Consider the following 15,509-nt stretch of genomic DNA (forward strand, 5'->3'; position numbering starts at 1 on the left):
GGAGGACCAGGGCTCAGCCCATCCTCCCGGAAGGAGAGGATTGGCCCGTCACGATGGCCCTGCCGGTGGGCGCCTCCAGCATCTACGGCCTGGCGCGTTGAGACACCGAGGCACGGGTGGGTTCCTCAAGCGATGGGGAGGACTTCCCCCCCCCGCGGGCCGGCGGGTGCGTGCCACCACGTCCTTCAGGGATTCTGTATGGTGGGGTGGCCCGATGACCGCCGTGATGGCGTGTCAGTGCACCATGTCCTGAGGACTGTGAGTCGCCTCGCAGAATGCGAGGGTTGACCTGATCGTTTCACAGGGCATCGTTGACACGGTAGCCTGCCTGCGTCCCCAACTCTGAAGGAAGCGAACAGCCCTCATGACTCAGCCCCCCAACCCCGGTCAGCCCTTCTACCAGCAGCAGCCCTCGGCCCCGTCGGCTCCGGTCCCGGGGCAGCCCTACCCGCCCCAGCAGCAGTTCCAGGGCGCTCCCGGCGCCCCTGCCGCTCCCGGCGCCCCTGCCGCTCCCGGCGCCCCCGGCCAGCCCTTCGCGCAGGCTCCGGCGGGGGACAGCTTCATGGGCAACCTCTTCGACACCGCCAAGCCCTTCGTCGAGAAGTTCGGCAAGGTGGTCTTCTACATCGCCGCCATCGCCCTGGTCGTGAACTGGCTCTACTCGGCTTACAACGCCGGTGACCTCGGTGGTACCTACGACATCGAATCGCAGGGCCGGAGCTTCAACTTCGGTAAGTTCCTGCTGAGCCTGCTCTTCGACGCCCCCTGGGTCGTCGCTCAGATCGGCCTCATCCGCCTCTTCATCGAGCTGGTCATCAACTCCGCCAAGAAGAACTAGTCGCTGCCCGGCGGAGTAGCGTCTCCGCCGCAGCTAGGTGCTTGACCCTGACGGTCGCCGGCCCGCGTGGCCGGCGACCGTCAGTCGTTGGTGCCGGCTGCGCTTGAGGCGTCCTCGGCCTGACCCACCGGCAGCTCGAGGACGGCCGTCAGCCCGCCGTCGGGGTTGGCGCTCAGGCGCAGCTCGCCGCCGTGCGCGGTGGCCACGGCCGTGACGATGGCCAGGCCCAGCCCGTGCCCGGAGCCCCGGGTCCGTCCCCGCCCCTCGCCGCGCACGAAGGGCTCGCGCAGGGACTCCACGCTCTCGGCCGCCACGACGGGGCCCTCGTTGCGGATCGTCAGGCGCACGCCGTCGTCCAGACGCGCCATGCCCACCGTGATGCGGCCGCCCTCGATGTTGTAGCGGGCCGCATTGCGCAGCAGGTTGGAGACGCTCTGGCGCAGCAGCACCGGATCCCCGGGCACCCGGGCGGGCAGCAGGTGGGTGGAGACGTGAAGCCTGCGCTCGGCGACCTCCGGCGCGATGAGGCGCAGGGCGTCACGGACCGTGGCCTCCATGTCCACGTCCTCGTGGGCCAGCTTGCCGGACTGGGCGTCGGCCAGGTCCAGCAGGGCGTCGATCGTCTCCCGGTTGGCGCGGTTGGTCTCCAGGACCCGGGTCAGAACCCGGCGCAGGTCCTCGGCCGAGGCCTGCGGGTCGGACAGGGCGACGTCGATCATCGTCTGCGTGGTGGCCAGCGGAGTGCGCAGCTCGTGGGAGGCGTTGGCCGCGAACCGGCGGTGGACGGAGAAGGACCGCTCCAAGGAGGCCAGCATGTTGTCGAAGGTGTCCGCCAGGTCGTGGATCTCGTCGCGCGGGCCGGACAGGTCCAGCCGCTGACTGAGGTCGCCCGAGGCGGCGCGCTTGGCCGCCGCATTCATCGAGGACAGCGGCTGCAGCATCCGCCCCGCCAGGATCCAGCCGACGGTCCCGGAGAGCACCACGAGCAGCGCCAGCGCGCCGACGGCCGAACGCATGATGGTGCCCAGCAGATCGAACAGGTTCGTGTCCACCTTGGCGGCCTCGCCGACCTGCGAGACCGGCACGGCGGCGCTCTCCCCGACCGGGTCGCCGATCTGGATGCTCAGCGTGACGTAGCGCGTGTAGAAGGAGACCAGGGCGATGAGGACCACGCCGGCGGCCGTCACCATCCCGGCGTAGGTCAGGGTCAGGCGGGCCCGGATACTCAGGCGCCGGGCGCGACGCAAGCGCTCCCGGCGACCCGGCCGGGCGTCGTGGGCTTCACGAGCGCCGTGAGGCCCACTGCCGGCGCCCGGCCGCGCCGCGTCGTCGGCCCGAGTCTGCGCAGCCCCCACCCCACTCATGCGCTGAACCTGTAGCCCGCGCCGGGAACCGTCTGGATCACGCGCGGCTCACCGAGCTTGCGACGCAGGTGGGAGATCGTCACCCGCGTGGAGTTGGTGAAGGGGTCGGCGTTGGCGTCCCAGGCCTTCTCCAGAAGCGTCTCGGCGCTGAGGACCCCGCCCTCGGCCTCCATGAGGACCTGAAGGACCGCGAACTCCTTGGGACTGAGGTGAATGAAGCGCCCATCGCGGTAGACCTCCCGGCGGAAGGGATCCAGGCGCACCCCGTGGGCCTCGAGGACCGGGGTGCGCGCCGGCTGGCTGCGTCGCCCCAGGGCCCGCAGCCGGGCCACCAGCTCAGGGAACTCGAAGGGCTTGGTGAGGTAGTCGTCCGCCCCCAGCTCGAAACCGCCCACGCGCGCGTCCAGCGTCCGGGACGCGGTGAGCATGAGGACCCGCGTGCTGGGGTAGTCGCGCACCACCCGCCGGCAGACCTCGTCGCCGTGGACCACGGGCAGGTCCCGGTCCAGGACGATGATGTCGTAGTCGTTGATCTCCACCTGCTCCAGGGCGCTGGCCCCGTCGCCGACGACGTCAACGGCCATCGCCTCACGCCGCAGCCCAGTGGCGATGGCCTCAGCCAGGTACTCCTCATCCTCCACGACGAGCACGCGCATTGCCCTGCCTCCTTCACTGTGGTGTCTTCGGCCGGTCCCTGAGCGAACCAGTCCCCGTGTTGCCACAACATAAGCGAAATTGTGAATCCCATGGCAACACCGCTCCCGGTTGGCTGTTCCCCGAACGAACGGACGCCACCGCGCCCCGACCCACGTGAGCCGAAAGGACCCCTCCCATGAAGCAGCCCCTCAACACCCGGATCCTCACCCGCGCCGCCACGGTGCTGACCTGCGCCGTGTGCGCCGTCGGACTCATGACCGGATGCTCCCAGGGCTCGAAGGCGGACTCGGCCGCCTCCGCCTCCGCCACCAGCGGGGACGACTACCTGCTCAAGATGGCCAAGTGCATGCGCGACAAGGGCATCGACGTCTCCGACCCCGACTCCAACGGCAACGTGCAGTTCCCCGACAACGAGGCCGCCAACAAGGCCGCCCAGGAGTGCGAGCAGACCGTCGGCCCCGCCCCCGGCACCGAGGACCTCGCCAAGCCCGAGACGCAGCAGGACCTGGTCAAGGCCGCCGAGTGCCTGCGTAAAGAGGGATACGACGTGCCCGACCCCGAGGCCGGCAAGGGCATCCAGCTCAACGGCGATATCCCCCAGGACGTCATGAGCAAGTGCTTCTCCCAGGTCGGGAGCAAGTGACGCCGTGCCCCTCCGGGCGCCAACAGACCACAGGCTCGCGCGGCCCGGCTGCCGCGCAGACACACACTCAGACAGGCAGACACATGGATCAGACCACCACCTCCACGCAGGCCGACGACGGCTCGACCGGCACCGCGGACAAGCCGGCGGGTACGGCCCACCGCACCCGACGCCGGGCCTTCCTGGCCATGGGGGCCGCCGCGATCCTGGCAACGGGCGCTGGTGCAGGCGCCTTCGCCTCCAGATCGGGCCCCTTCGCCGCCAAGGCCAAGCCGACGACGTCGACCTTCAACGGCGCCACCGACACCATCACCAAGGGGGACCTCCAGGGGCACACCTCCGTGACCGGTACCCTGCGCTACTCCGACTCGCGCAAGTTCAAGTCGGGCTTCGAGGGCGTTCTCATCCAGGTGCCCGACTCCGGGACCGTCCTGACCCAGGGGGACGTCCTCTACCGCACGGGCTCCGGGACCGCCTACCTCATGCGTGGCTCCCTGCCCGCCTGGCGCAACTTCGAGGCCGGCATGGAGGACGGCGAGGACATTCGCCAGCTCGAGACGGCCCTGAGGGACCTGGGGTACTTCGACTACGATCCCGACGACCACTTCAGCTGGGCCACCACCAGCGCCATCATGAAGTGGCAGAAGGACCTCGACCTGCCCCGGACCGGGACCATCCCACTGGGACGGGTGGTCTTCGCCCCCGGGGACCTGCGCGTAGGGAAGGTCGCTGCCCGGGTGGGGGACCGCGTCGCCGCCGACACCGAGCTCTTCGACGTCACCTCCACCACCCAGGTGGTCGACGCCAACATCAAGCTCTCCGACCAGAAGTTCGCCGTCGCCGGCACCGCCGTGACCATCAAGCTGCCCGACGCCAAGACCACTCAAGGCAAGATCACCTCCGTGGGCACCCCCACCGAGAAGTCCTCCGGCTCCGAGTCAGGTTCCGGTTCCGGCTCAGGTTCCGGCTCCGGCTCCAGCGAGTCCAAGGAACGGGTCATCCCCATCACCGTGACCCTCACCGACGCCTCGGCGACCACCAACTTCCAGGAGGTCTCCGTCACCGTCGACCTGCCCAGCGAGAAGCGCACGGGTGTCCTGTCGGTGCCGGTCGGGGCCCTGCTGGCCCTGAGCGCCGACCAGTACGGCGTCGAGATCGTCGAGTCCGGCGGCACCACCCGCAAGGTGCCGGTCACCATCGGGCTGTTCGCCGGCGGGCGCGTGGAGATTTCCGGTGAGGGCATCTCCGAGGGACAGCGAGTGGTGGTGCCGCAGACATGAGCCGCATCCTGTCCCTGCGCGACGTGAAGCGCACCTACGGGGAGCCGCCCGTGGCCGCCTGCGCGGGCGTGAGCCTGGAGGTCGACTACGGCGAGTTCGTCGCCATCGTCGGCCCCTCGGGCTCGGGCAAGTCCACGCTCCTCAACCTCATCGGCACCCTGGACCGGCCCAGCTCCGGCACCGTCGAGATCGACGGCGTCGACGTCGGCTCCCTGTCCGACGCCAAGCTCTCGGCCCTGCGGGCCAGCCGCATCGGCTTCGTCTTCCAGCAGTTCCACCTGGCCGACGGCGTCAACGCGGTCGACAACGTCGCCGACGGCCTGCTCTACAGCGGGGTCCCCCGCTCCGAGCGGCGCCGACGCGCCCGGGCCGCCCTGGAGCGCGTCGGCCTGGCCCACCGGCTCGACCACCGCCCCCACCAGATGAGCGGCGGCGAGCGCCAGCGCGTGGCCATCGCCCGGGCCGTCGTCGGTGAGCCCCCACTGCTGCTGGCCGACGAGCCCACCGGGAACCTCGACTCCACCTCCGGGGCCTCGATCGTCGAGCTCCTCCACGAGCTCCACGCCCAAGGCACCACGATCATCGTCATCACCCACGACAACGAGCTGGCCGCCCAGCTCCCCAGGCAGATCGCCATCCGCGACGGCCGCATCGTGGGAGACTCAAGCCTGAAGGAGATCGTCCATGACGACGTCTACGCTCCGGCGTGACCGGTCCACGGCCGAGCGGGCCGGCAACGCCCCGGCCCGGCGGCTCCAGCGCTCGCGGCTGCGCCTGGCCGACGTGCTGCGCCTGGGAGGCACCGGCATCAGGGCCCGCCCCACCCGCGCCTTCCTGTCCGCACTGGGGATCGCCATCGGTATCGCCGCCATGATCTCGGTGGTGGGCATCTCGGCCTCCAGCCGCGCCCAGCTCTCCGCCCAGCTCGACTCCCTGGGGACCAACCTGCTGACGGCCACCGCCGGCCAGGACCTCTTCGGAAACTCCTCCTCCCTGCCGCAGGACAGCGTCGGCAAGGTCCGCCTCATCGACAACGTCCAGAGCGCCTCGAGCACCGGGCTGGTCAAGAACTCGCTGGTCTACCGCACACCGCTCATCGACAAGAACGCCTCCGGCGGCATCACCACCCTGGCCGCGGACAAGTCGCTGCTCGACGTCGTGGCCGGCCAGGTGGACAAGGGCACCTGGCTCAACGAGGCCACCAGCAAGTACCCGGCCACGGTCCTGGGTCAGACGGCGGCCCAGCGCCTCGGCGTCGTCTCGCCGGGAACCAAGGTGTGGATCGGCGGCAACTGGTTCACCGTGGTCGGCATCCTCAAGCCGGTGGTGCTGGCCCCCGAGCTCAACAACGCCGCCCTCATCGGTCAGGGCGTGGCCAGTAACCTGCTGGGGCACGACGCCAAGCCGACGACGGTCTACACGCGCAGCCAGGACGCCGCCGTCCCCACGGTGCGCAAGGTGCTGGCGCCGTCGATCTCACCGCAGGCCCCCAACGAGGTCAAGGTCTCGCGCCCCTCGGACGCGCTGGAGGCCAAGAACGCGGCCGACAAGGCCTTCACCGGCCTGCTGCTGGGCGTGGGCTCGATCGCCCTGCTCGTCGGCGGCATCGGGGTGGCCAACACGATGATCATCTCGGTGCTCGAGCGCCGTCGGGAGATCGGGCTGAGGCGGTCCCTGGGCGCGATGCGCGGACACATCCTCATGCAGTTCATGACCGAGGCGTTGCTGCTGGCCTCCCTGGGCGGTGCCCTGGGCTGCATCATCGGGATCGGGGTGACTGCTGGGATGTCGGCCGCCAACGGCTGGCCCTTCTCCCTGCCAGTGGTCGCCGTCGCCGGTGGGCTGGGCATCACCATCGCCATCGGCGCCCTGGCCGGCGTGTACCCGGCGGTTCGGGCCTCCCGCACTCCTCCGACCGCCGCGCTCAACGCTCAGTAGGCAAGCGCCGCCGGTCCGAGGGGAGGCCGATGAGACATCCCGGTGGGAGACAACTGGGCCCCGCGGTGGCGGCACCGGACTGTGGCGGTCGGTGCCTGAGAGAAATGGGGAGAGCCCAGCTGACCGGGATCGCGTGAGGGCCCCGCACTGAACTGTGCGGGGCCCTCACTCCTGCGATCAGAAGACCGCGGTGCCTGGGGTCAAGCAGGCTCTCAGCCGGATCACTCCGTGCCGAGCTTGCCGTCGACGGCGTCGCGGGCGGCGTCGATCTTGTCGTCGTACTTGCCGCCGGTCGCCTTCTTGGCAGCACCGGCTGCGGCGTCCAGCGCCTTGTCGCTGATCGCCTCGGCCTTGTCGGAGCTGAGAGCGTCACCGGCCTTCTTCGCCAGGTCATCAAGTCCCATCTGTGTCTCCTTCCGTCGGGTGGCCAGACGTCGGATGACGACGGCCTCGCCTGAATAGTGCCAGGTTTGCGCACCTGCGTCATCTGAGGGCGGCGCGGCCGCCGGTCTTCGGGAGAGGACATCCCGGCGGCCGGCCTCCGGGCTGCTGTGGGGGCGGCGCCTCACCACTGCCAGGTGGGGCGGGTGGGGGAGCCTGCGGCGTCGGCCAGGAGGACGGCCTCGCGCACACGGCGGGTCAGAAGGGACAGGACAAGCCGGTAGGAGTCCTCCACCATGGCGGTGGCCTCGTCCGCCCGGTAGTCGGGGCTGGTGAGGTCGATGCTCACCCAGTGCCGCTTGGACTGGTGGAAGCCCGGTTCCACCCACTCGAAGGCGGCCCGCACGGCGACGACGTCCTCGGGGTCGAGCTTGACGTTGGCCAGGAGGCGGCCGTCGGTGTGGGGGATGAGCAGCAGGAAGAGGCGGGGTCCCACCGAGGCGACGGGGATGTCCCACTCGGGCTTGTGCCCCGCCCAGGCGCCGGGCAGCGTGGCCGCCTTGGCCAGGAGCTCGTCGCGGCGGGCGGCCGCGGTGGCCTCGTCGACGCGCGTGGAGGGCCCGTCGGGGCGAGGGCTGCGGTGGAGCGGTGCGGTCATCGACGTCGAGCCTACGGTCTCCCCGCCCGGCATCGAGCGCTGCCACAAGGTGAGGCGCCCAGGATGAGTACTGGGAGGTCAGTGCGGCACGACCTCCAGGAGCTCTCCGACCGAGCACCCCAGGGCCTCGCAGATGGCGCAGAGCGTGGAGTAGCGAATGGCCTTGGCGCGGTCGTTCTTGAGCACTGAGAGGTTGACGGTGGTGACCCCGACCTTCTCGGAGAGCTCCACGAGCGTCATCCCGCGGGCGGCCAGCAACTCATCGAGGTGGCAGACGACGTGACTCACACGAGCCCCTCGGTCTGTTCGCGCAGCACGGTGTTCTCAGCGGCCAGGGTGCGGGAGCGCTGGTACACGCGGTGCAGGGCGAGCAGCAGATGCGTGGCGAGGATGAGGATGAGGATGCTCTTGAGGGTCGGGATGTCGTTGCCGGTGGGGATGACCCCGGTCAGCTCCGTTCCTGCTCGGGCACCGGTGAGGTACTCGTCGGAGATCGCCAGGCCTGAGATGCGCAGCGCTAAGGCGCTCAGCTGCTGTCCCAGGAGGAGCCAGGACAGGTGGCCGCCCCGAGTGAAGAGGTGGTCGACGAATCCCCTCCGCTCCGGGCGGATCGCGGCGATGAACCGGACGAAGGCGACGGCGCAGGCCACGATGAGGAGGAGGTGGATGGCAATGATCAGGCCGACGAAGAACCGCGCGCCGCCGGACATTCCGTGCACGGTCCCATAGCTCACCGAGTAACCGTTGATCGTCTCCACCGTCGTGCGCCCGAAGGACAGGTACCGGTCCAGCGCGGGGTCGCTGTCGGTGAGCTCCATCAGCAGCCCGCGGCCGTTGATGAGGTCCCACAGGTTGGAGCCGAGCATGTAGAAGGAGGGGAAGCAGAGCAGGGCGAGGAGGAACGAGGTGAAGGCCAGGCTCCTGGTGCCGACGCCGGCGTCGGCACCAGGGGAGGCACCGACGTCATCCGTTGGGGTCTGGTCGGCGGCCGCCTCGTCGTCGAGGTCGGCGCCGGGGGCGGTGTCGGGTTCGGTGCTGGCAGTCATGACGACACTCCATATCGACTATCGATGTATCGATACTCGATATGGTGCGCTCGGGCGCTCGCCTTTGTCAAGCATTCTTCCGGGCGGGCCCTGCTGTGCAGCCGCTGCCGACGGTGTCAGGCCGAGGTGTTGTGTGCGGGCAGGGCATTGCGCGTGGTCGGGTGCAGAAACTTCCAGCCGGGGACACCCTGCGCGCCTGGGGACAGGATTGCTGTCCCCGACGGCGTCGAATGCCCCCGGCTGGGAGGGAAAGTCCCCGATGGCGTGGAGTGTCCCCGCCCGGAGCGGACCGCGCCCGACTGTGCTCAGTGGATCGTGTCGAGGATCGTGTTGCTGATCTGCTTCGCCTCTTCCGCAGAGCCGGCGGACACGTAGATCGACGCGTAGTCGCTGGGACCGCCCGAGGACTTCGAGGTCGGAACCATGATGAGGGTCCCATAAGCCGTGTTGCCGGCCACTTCCAGCGTGTAAGCCGCCACCGCGGCTTCTCCTGTCGCGGTCTGCTTGGTGGAGTACTCCGTGAGGGTTGCGCTCTGCTGGGTGAGGAGTGACGTGACCTCATTCTCGGGAGGGGTGGAGTTCAGAGGCAGGGTCTGAGAGGCCATGTTGACGTTGTTGTAGAACCCGGTGGCGCTGGCTTCCTTGGCGCGGTAGACGATGTCGAACGCGACGTTCTGCTGGTCGAGCCTGGCGGCGTCGATGCCCATTGACTGGGCGACCTTCTCCTTCTCCGCGGAGTCGAGGTTCTTGATGTCCTGCCAGTCCTTCGGGACGGCGAAGGTGAGGCTGACGCTGGTGCCGGAGACTTCCTGGCTGTCGGCGGGGATCGGCTTCGCCGACGCGTCGGACTGACTGGACGAGGTGCTGCTGGCGGAGGCCTTGTCGTCGGCCTTGTCGGCCTTGTCCGCCTTGGCGTCCTTCTTGCTGTCCTTGGTGTCGGCCTTGTCCGATGCTGACGAGCTGTCGGAGGCGGCTGAGCTGGAGGAGCTGGAGCCCCCAGTGCTCTGAGAGCAGGCGGTCAGAACGGGGGTGGCGGTCAGGGCGAGGCCGGCCAGTAGCATTGCGGCGGTGCGTACGGATTTCATGATGCTCCAGTGTGTGAGTGCGAGTGTGATAGTTAGGTCATCACGTATTGCTGAGAATACTCGATGAGGATGATTCCCCATCGTGGATTGAAGGCGGGGCTCGCGGTGGCCGGGCTGTGACAGGCTCACCGTCGCCCCCGCCCGTCAGCGGGCCGTCGTGAGGATGGTGGACACGATGGTGTTGACCTCCTGCTCGTTGCCGGCCGTCACAGCGATGCGCACGTAGGTGCCCGACGACGTCGGAACGGCCACGACTGCGCCGGCCGTCTGGGCGCCCTGAACCTGCGCGGTCGAGGTGTCGACAGCGGCCTGCCCGTAGGTGGACTGCTTGGTGGAGTAGCCCGTCGGCGTGCCTCCCTGCCGGGTGATGGTCTCATCCAGGCTCTCCTGGGACGGGGGTGTGGAGGAGGTCTCGGCCTCCTTGGCGACCGCGACGCTGTTGAAGGACATGCCGCCGCTCTGTGAGAACCGGCCGTAGAAGGCGTCGGTGCTGCTCAGGCGCTGGGTGAGGGTGGAGGGATCCACCCCCTGAGCCCGGGCGAGCAGCGCCTTCTGGGCCTCGGGAAGGGCATTGAGGTCCTGCCAGTCCTCGGGAATCGCGAAGGTGAGGCCGGATGTCGGTGCGGTGACCGCCTGGTGGCCCGCCGGGATGGAGGGGGCGGCGCTGCCGGAGGCGCTCGCGCCGCCCCCGCTCGACGAGGTTGCCGCGGCCACGGGTGCCGAACCGGTCGCTGTGGCCGAGCCCGCCGACGAGGGGCTGGTCTGCGAGCAGCCCGCCAGGATGAGGATGGTGGCCAGAGCCAGGGTGGCGCGCGTGGTTCTCATGATGTCTCCGGGGTGAGGGCGTGATCGTGATGTGACCATAGCGGCGGCGTCGAACAGCGGTGTTTCAGGCGGTTGGTTGGCATGTCGCGGGTGGGCGCGATGACCGACGGGATTCCAGCAACAACGGCCCGCGGAGTGGCCCACGTCACTGCCGGTCCTGGAAGTTGAGTGGAATAGACTCAACTTTGTGAAGGTTGTGGTGACCAGAAGACACAAGACGTCACCACCTCTTGAAGGAGATCCGCATGGACACCAACTACACCACCAAGTCGCAGGAGGCGATCTCCGGCGCCATGCAGGCCGCCGCCGCGGCCGGCAACCCCCAGATCGAGCCCGCGCACCTGCTCATCGAGCTCCTCTCCCAGCCCGACGGCGTCGCCGCCGGACTCCTGGCCGCCGTCTGCCCCGACACAGCGGCCCGCCAGGCCGTCGGCGCCTCCGCGCGCCGCATCCTCACCCAGCTGCCCGCCTCCTCGGGCTCCTCCATGACCCAGCCCCAGCCCTCGCGCTCCCTGCTGGCCGCTCTGGAGGCCGCCTCGACGGTCGCCAAGGAGCTGTCCGACGAGTACATCTCCACCGAGCACCTGCTCATCGGCCTGGCCAAGGGCGACACCTCCGGCTCCGCCCCCACCGTTGCCCGCATCCTGGCCGACGCCGGCGCCACCCCGGAGGCCCTCATCGAGGCCCTGCCCCAGGTCCGTGGCTCCTCGCGCGTCACCTCCGCCAACCCCGAGGGCACCTACAAGACCCTCGAGAAGTACGGCACCGACCTCACCGAGGCCGCCCGGGAGGGCCGCCTCGACCCAGTCATCGGCCGCGACGCCGAGATCCGCCGCGTCGTGCAGGTCCTGTCCCGGCGCACCAAGAACAACCCCGTCCTCATCGGTGAGCCCGGCGTCGGCAAGACCGCCGTCGTCGAGGGCCTGGCCCAGCGCATCGTGGCCGGCGACGTCCCCGAGTCCCTGCGCGGCAAGCGTCTCATCGCCCTGGACCTGTCCGGGATGGTGGCCGGCGCCAAGTACCGCGGTGAGTTCGAGGAGCGCCTCAAGGCCGTCCTCAAGGAGATCAAGGACTCCGACGGCGAGGTCATCACCTTCATCGACGAGCTGCACACCGTCGTCGGCGCCGGCGGCGGCTCCGAGGGCGCCATGGACGCCGGCAACATGCTCAAGCCCATGCTGGCCCGCGGCGAGCTGCGCATGGTCGGCGCCACCACCCTGGACGAGTACCGGGAGAACATCGAGAAGGACCCCGCCCTGGAGCGCCGCTTCCAGCAGGTCTTCGTCGGTGAGCCCAGCGTCGAGGACACCGTCGCCATCCTGCGCGGCATCGCCCCCAAGTACGAGGCCCACCACCAGGTGACCATCTCCGACGGCGCCCTCGTGGCGGCCGCGACCCTCTCCGACCGCTACATCACTGGCCGCCAGCTGCCCGACAAGGCCATTGACCTGGTCGACGAGGCCGCCTCCCGGCTGCGCATGGAGCTCGACTCCAGCCCCGTCGAGATCGACGAGCTGCGCCGCCGCGTGGACCGCATGCGCATGGAGGAGGCCTACCTGGACGAGTCCATCGAGGACGTCTCCACGGCCGACCCCGCCGACGTCGAGCGCCTTGAGCGCCTGCGCGCCGAGCTGGCCGACGCCTCTGAGGAGCTGGCCTCGCTCAACGCCCGCTGGGAGGCCGAGAAGGCCGGCCACAACAAGGTCGGTGAGCTGCGCGCCGCCCTGGACGAGATGCGCACCCGCGCCGACCTGGCCGAGCGCGAGGGGAACTTCGAGGAGGCCGGTCGCCTGCGCTACGGCGACATGCCCGCCCTGGAGCGCCAGATCCGCGAGGCCGAGGCCGCCGACGACGCCGCAGAGCAGGCCGCCGGTGAGCCGATGATCGCCGAGAAGGTCGGCGCCCCCGAGATCGCCGAGGTCGTGGGGGCCTGGACCGGCATTCCCGTGGGCAAGCTCCTCCAGGGTGAGACCGAGAAGCTCCTGACCATGGAGGACGTCATTGGCGAGCGCCTCATCGGGCAGAAGGCCGCCGTGGCCGCCGTGGCCGACGCGGTGCGCCGCTCGCGGGCCGGCATCTCCGACCCCGACCGCCCCACCGGCTCCTTCCTCTTCCTGGGCCCCACGGGCGTGGGCAAGACCGAGCTGGCCAAGGCCCTGGCCGAGTTCCTCTTCGACGACGAGCGCGCCATCGTGCGCATCGACATGTCCGAGTACTCCGAGAAGCACTCCGTGGCGCGCCTCGTGGGCGCCCCTCCCGGGTACGTCGGCTACGAGGAGGGCGGCCAGCTCACCGAGGCCGTGCGGCGTCGGCCCTACTCCGTGGTCCTGCTCGACGAGGTCGAGAAGGCCCACCCCGAGGTCTTCGACATCCTCCTGCAGGTGCTCGACGACGGCCGCCTCACCGACGGCCAGGGGCGCACGGTCGACTTCCGCAACGTCATCCTCGTGCTCACCTCGAACCTGGGCAGTCAGTTCCTCACCGACCCGCTCACCAGCCCCGAGGAGAAGCGCAACGAGGTCATGAGCGTGGTGCAGGCCTCCTTCAAGCCGGAGTTCCTCAACCGCCTCGACGACATCATCGTCTTCGAGGCCCTCTCCAAGGAGGAGCTGGGCGAGATCGTCGACATCCAGCTGGCCCGCATCGCCAAGCGCCTGACAGGCCGGCGCCTGAGCCTGGAGGTGACCGACGCCGCCCGCAGCTGGCTGGCCGACGAGGGCTACGACCCCGCCTACGGGGCCCGGCCGCTGCGCCGCCTCGTCCAGCGCGAGATCGGCGACCGCCTGGCCCGCATGCTGCTGGCCGGGGAGGTCCTCGACGGCCAGAGGGTCGTCGTCGACAAGGTCGACGGCTCCGACGGGCTCACGCTGCGGGCCGAGGGCGAGGCGCACCTGCCGTCGGCCTCCTCGGCGGCGTCGCCGGCCTGAGCTCGGAACCCGGCTGAGGCGGCCGACTGAAGCTGAGGCCGTGCCGAGGCGGTGACAGGTCAGTGACAGGCCAGCGACAGGCCAGTGATGAGGGGGCGGGCCCACCTGAGTGGTGGGCCCGCCCCTCTGTGCTGCCAGCACACGCTGCCGGCGTCGTCGCGGGCCTCAGCCGGGCTGGTTGTCCTGGGTGGGCCAGGCGTTGTACACGCAGCCGCCGGCCAGGTCGTGGCTCTGCTGGGCCATGAGCGGGGCCTTGAGACCGGCTCCGGCGCAGAACTCGTGCTCGTGGCCGAGGAAGTGGCCCACCTCGTGGTTGGTGACGTAGGCGCGGTAGGAGTCGACGTCGGGGTAGGTGATGGCGCCCCAGTTCCACCGATCGGAGTTGATGACCACGTTGTTCCCGTTGCGGCAGCTCCACATGCCGCCGGTGTCCAGTGGCGAGCACAGGGCGTCGGTGCTGGGTGGTGTGGCGATGTTGAAGGTGAAGTCCGCGCTCGCGGGGTCGGCGACTGGCTGGAAGGACGTGTTCTGCGCGGTGGGCCAGCCGCGCTCGTCATTGAGGATGCGCTCCACGATGGGGGCCGCCGCTGCGGCATCAACATACGTGCCGCCCTCGACCCGCAGCACGTAGCGGTAGACGGTGGCGGCTGCGGGCCGGGAGACGGGCACGGCCGGCGCGATCGTCCAGGTGCCGTTGCCGACGGCGCCGGAGTGCGCGAAGCCCTCGGAGTCCAACTGCGGGGGCGGGAGAGCCGAGGCCGACGGCGTCGGTGAGGCGGAGGAAGCAGCCGACGCAGACGGCGAGGGCGCGCGGCTGGCGGAGGCCCGGGCGGAGGACTGGGCCGTGGCCTGCGACGCCGTCGCCGACGGCTTGGGGGAGGAGCCCAGCGGCAGGGCGAAACCGGGGTGGAGTCCCCAGGCTCGCAGGCTGACGACGATCAGGGCCAGTGCTACGACGAAGGTCGTTCCGTAGAGGATCCGGTTGCGGGAGCGTCGGCGCCGCCGCTCCCGACGGGCGATGGTGAGTGCTCGCCGGCTGGCGGGGTCGGGGGCGTCCAGCGGGCGGCGCGGGGAGCGCCGGCCCTCGGGACTGCGCCGATGCCCGGCGGACGCTCGACGACCTCCGGATGCCGACGACGAGTCGCGGCCGGTCCGGGAGGGGCGCCGCGGCGGCTGCGGGGGCGAGGGGCGCATACGACCATCGTAGGGGCGCGCACCCAACCGACCCACCGGGAGGCGCCCCCGCGCGCCCAAGGTCACACGCGGCGTCGGGTCAGGCTCAGACGATCTCGTAGCCGATGTCGGGGGCGAGCGCCTTCAGCAGGGCGTAGAGCGTGGCGTCGGCCAGCGGGGCGGTGTCCCTGGGCAGGGCCGGCAGGCTGTCGCGTGCGGGGGAGAACAGCACCGTCATCTCGCCGCCGTTCATCGTCGAGCGGGCGCGCAGGCCGTCGACGTCGGGCAGCTGCTCCCGGATGGCTCGCGCCCAGGCCCGGCACGTCGAGCGCAGGGCGCTGTCGAGGCTGACCGAGGCTCCGTTGCGCAGCGCCCAGGTGCCGGTGAGATCGAGCAGGTGCAGTGGGCGAGTCGCCTCCCAGACCTGTAGAAGAGGCATGTCGCTGCGCGTGTCGATGATGCGGGTGTCGGCGAAGACCTCCGCCACACAGGTGAGCAGGTCACCGGCGGTGTACAGGACCCCGTGGTCGGGATGCTCCCCCGTCGGCAGCGGGTGCGGATCCCAGCGGCATCGCGGGTGCGGCCCCCAGGTCCGCAGCTCGCCCCACGGCAGGGGGTGAGGGCTGTGTGCGAAGGCGACGCGGGCGAGCTCGGCGTGCTCCACCGTCACGATGTCCTCTGGGCGGGTGTGGAG

The 15,509-nt window shown here is 70.3% G+C and carries 16 protein-coding genes; 6 read left to right on the forward strand and 10 right to left on the reverse strand.

Annotated features, from left to right (window positions below):
• The first annotated feature begins 364 nt into the window (after window positions 1-364).
• Window positions 365-838 carry a hypothetical protein gene (locus BKH20_RS07445; RefSeq protein ID WP_075390528.1) on the forward strand — a complete coding sequence of 158 codons (474 nt, stop codon included), beginning with the start codon at window positions 365-367 and terminating at the stop codon, window positions 836-838.
• 80 nt (window positions 839-918) lie between these two features.
• Here the strand turns inward: BKH20_RS07445 and BKH20_RS07450 are convergent, their stop codons facing one another.
• Both BKH20_RS07450 and BKH20_RS07455 read right to left on the reverse strand, forming a co-directional pair.
• A complete protein-coding gene (locus tag BKH20_RS07450; protein ID WP_256693082.1) occupies window positions 919-2,202 on the reverse strand; it encodes a sensor histidine kinase in 1,284 nt (427 codons plus the stop codon).
• On the reverse strand, window positions 2,199-2,858 hold the full coding sequence (locus BKH20_RS07455; RefSeq protein ID WP_070658363.1) for a response regulator transcription factor: 660 nt from the start codon (window positions 2,856-2,858) through the stop codon (window positions 2,199-2,201). The genes BKH20_RS07450 and BKH20_RS07455 overlap by 4 nt, the downstream gene beginning before the upstream one ends.
• 176 nt (window positions 2,859-3,034) lie before the next feature.
• Here BKH20_RS07455 and BKH20_RS07460 point away from each other — a divergent pair, with 176 nt between their 5' ends.
• From BKH20_RS07460 to BKH20_RS07475, 4 genes are all read left to right on the forward strand, one after another.
• Window positions 3,035-3,502 (forward strand): hypothetical protein, encoded by a 468-nt coding sequence (locus BKH20_RS07460; RefSeq protein WP_075372066.1) that lies wholly within the window; start codon window positions 3,035-3,037, stop codon window positions 3,500-3,502.
• Window positions 3,503-3,585: 83 nt separating this feature from the next.
• Entirely contained in the window at window positions 3,586-4,782 is a 1,197-nt protein-coding gene (locus tag BKH20_RS07465; RefSeq protein ID WP_075390530.1) for a peptidoglycan-binding protein, read from the forward strand.
• Window positions 4,779-5,492, forward strand: coding sequence for an ABC transporter ATP-binding protein (locus BKH20_RS07470; RefSeq protein ID WP_075390531.1), 714 nt, complete (start codon window positions 4,779-4,781; stop codon window positions 5,490-5,492). Before BKH20_RS07465 ends, BKH20_RS07470 begins: the two co-directional genes overlap by 4 nt.
• Window positions 5,467-6,720, forward strand: coding sequence for an ABC transporter permease (locus BKH20_RS07475; RefSeq protein WP_081381649.1), 1,254 nt, complete (start codon window positions 5,467-5,469; stop codon window positions 6,718-6,720). The genes BKH20_RS07470 and BKH20_RS07475 overlap by 26 nt, the downstream gene beginning before the upstream one ends.
• A 221-nt stretch (window positions 6,721-6,941) precedes the next feature.
• Here the strand turns inward: BKH20_RS07475 and BKH20_RS07480 are convergent, their stop codons facing one another.
• From BKH20_RS07480 to BKH20_RS07505, 6 genes are all read right to left on the reverse strand, one after another.
• A complete protein-coding gene (locus BKH20_RS07480) occupies window positions 6,942-7,124 on the reverse strand; it encodes an Rv0909 family putative TA system antitoxin (protein ID WP_009407609.1) in 183 nt (60 codons plus the stop codon).
• Between the two features lie 161 nt (window positions 7,125-7,285).
• On the reverse strand, window positions 7,286-7,759 hold the full coding sequence (locus BKH20_RS07485; RefSeq protein WP_075390532.1) for an MmcQ/YjbR family DNA-binding protein: 474 nt from the start codon (window positions 7,757-7,759) through the stop codon (window positions 7,286-7,288).
• Window positions 7,760-7,837: 78 nt separating this feature from the next.
• Window positions 7,838-8,047 carry a helix-turn-helix domain-containing protein gene (locus tag BKH20_RS07490; RefSeq protein ID WP_075372061.1) on the reverse strand — a complete coding sequence of 70 codons (210 nt, stop codon included), beginning with the start codon at window positions 8,045-8,047 and terminating at the stop codon, window positions 7,838-7,840.
• Window positions 8,044-8,805, reverse strand: coding sequence for a hypothetical protein (locus BKH20_RS07495; protein ID WP_075390533.1), 762 nt, complete (start codon window positions 8,803-8,805; stop codon window positions 8,044-8,046). Before BKH20_RS07495 ends, BKH20_RS07490 begins: the two co-directional genes overlap by 4 nt.
• Window positions 8,806-9,110: 305 nt before the next feature.
• Window positions 9,111-9,890, reverse strand: a complete 780-nt coding sequence (locus tag BKH20_RS07500; RefSeq protein WP_075390534.1) for a hypothetical protein — start codon at window positions 9,888-9,890, stop codon at window positions 9,111-9,113.
• Window positions 9,891-10,034: 144 nt separating this feature from the next.
• Entirely contained in the window at window positions 10,035-10,715 is a 681-nt protein-coding gene (locus BKH20_RS07505; protein WP_075390535.1) for a hypothetical protein, read from the reverse strand.
• Between the two features lie 245 nt (window positions 10,716-10,960).
• Between BKH20_RS07505 and clpB the strand changes: the two genes are divergently transcribed.
• Window positions 10,961-13,642: an ATP-dependent chaperone ClpB gene (gene clpB, locus BKH20_RS07510; RefSeq protein ID WP_075390536.1), complete on the forward strand. Its 2,682-nt coding sequence runs from the start codon at window positions 10,961-10,963 to the stop codon at window positions 13,640-13,642.
• Between the two features lie 165 nt (window positions 13,643-13,807).
• Here clpB and BKH20_RS07515 read toward each other — a convergent pair whose 3' ends face one another.
• Window positions 13,808-14,836 (reverse strand): DUF3152 domain-containing protein, encoded by a 1,029-nt coding sequence (locus BKH20_RS07515; RefSeq protein WP_075390537.1) that lies wholly within the window; start codon window positions 14,834-14,836, stop codon window positions 13,808-13,810.
• Window positions 14,837-14,921: 85 nt separating this feature from the next.
• Window positions 14,922-15,485 carry an RES family NAD+ phosphorylase gene (locus BKH20_RS07520; RefSeq protein WP_256693083.1) on the reverse strand — a complete coding sequence of 188 codons (564 nt, stop codon included), beginning with the start codon at window positions 15,483-15,485 and terminating at the stop codon, window positions 14,922-14,924.
• Window positions 15,486-15,509 lie beyond the last annotated feature (24 nt).

Source organism: Actinomyces oris, assembly GCF_001937445.1.
Classification (GTDB): domain Bacteria; phylum Actinomycetota; class Actinomycetes; order Actinomycetales; family Actinomycetaceae; genus Actinomyces; species Actinomyces acetigenes.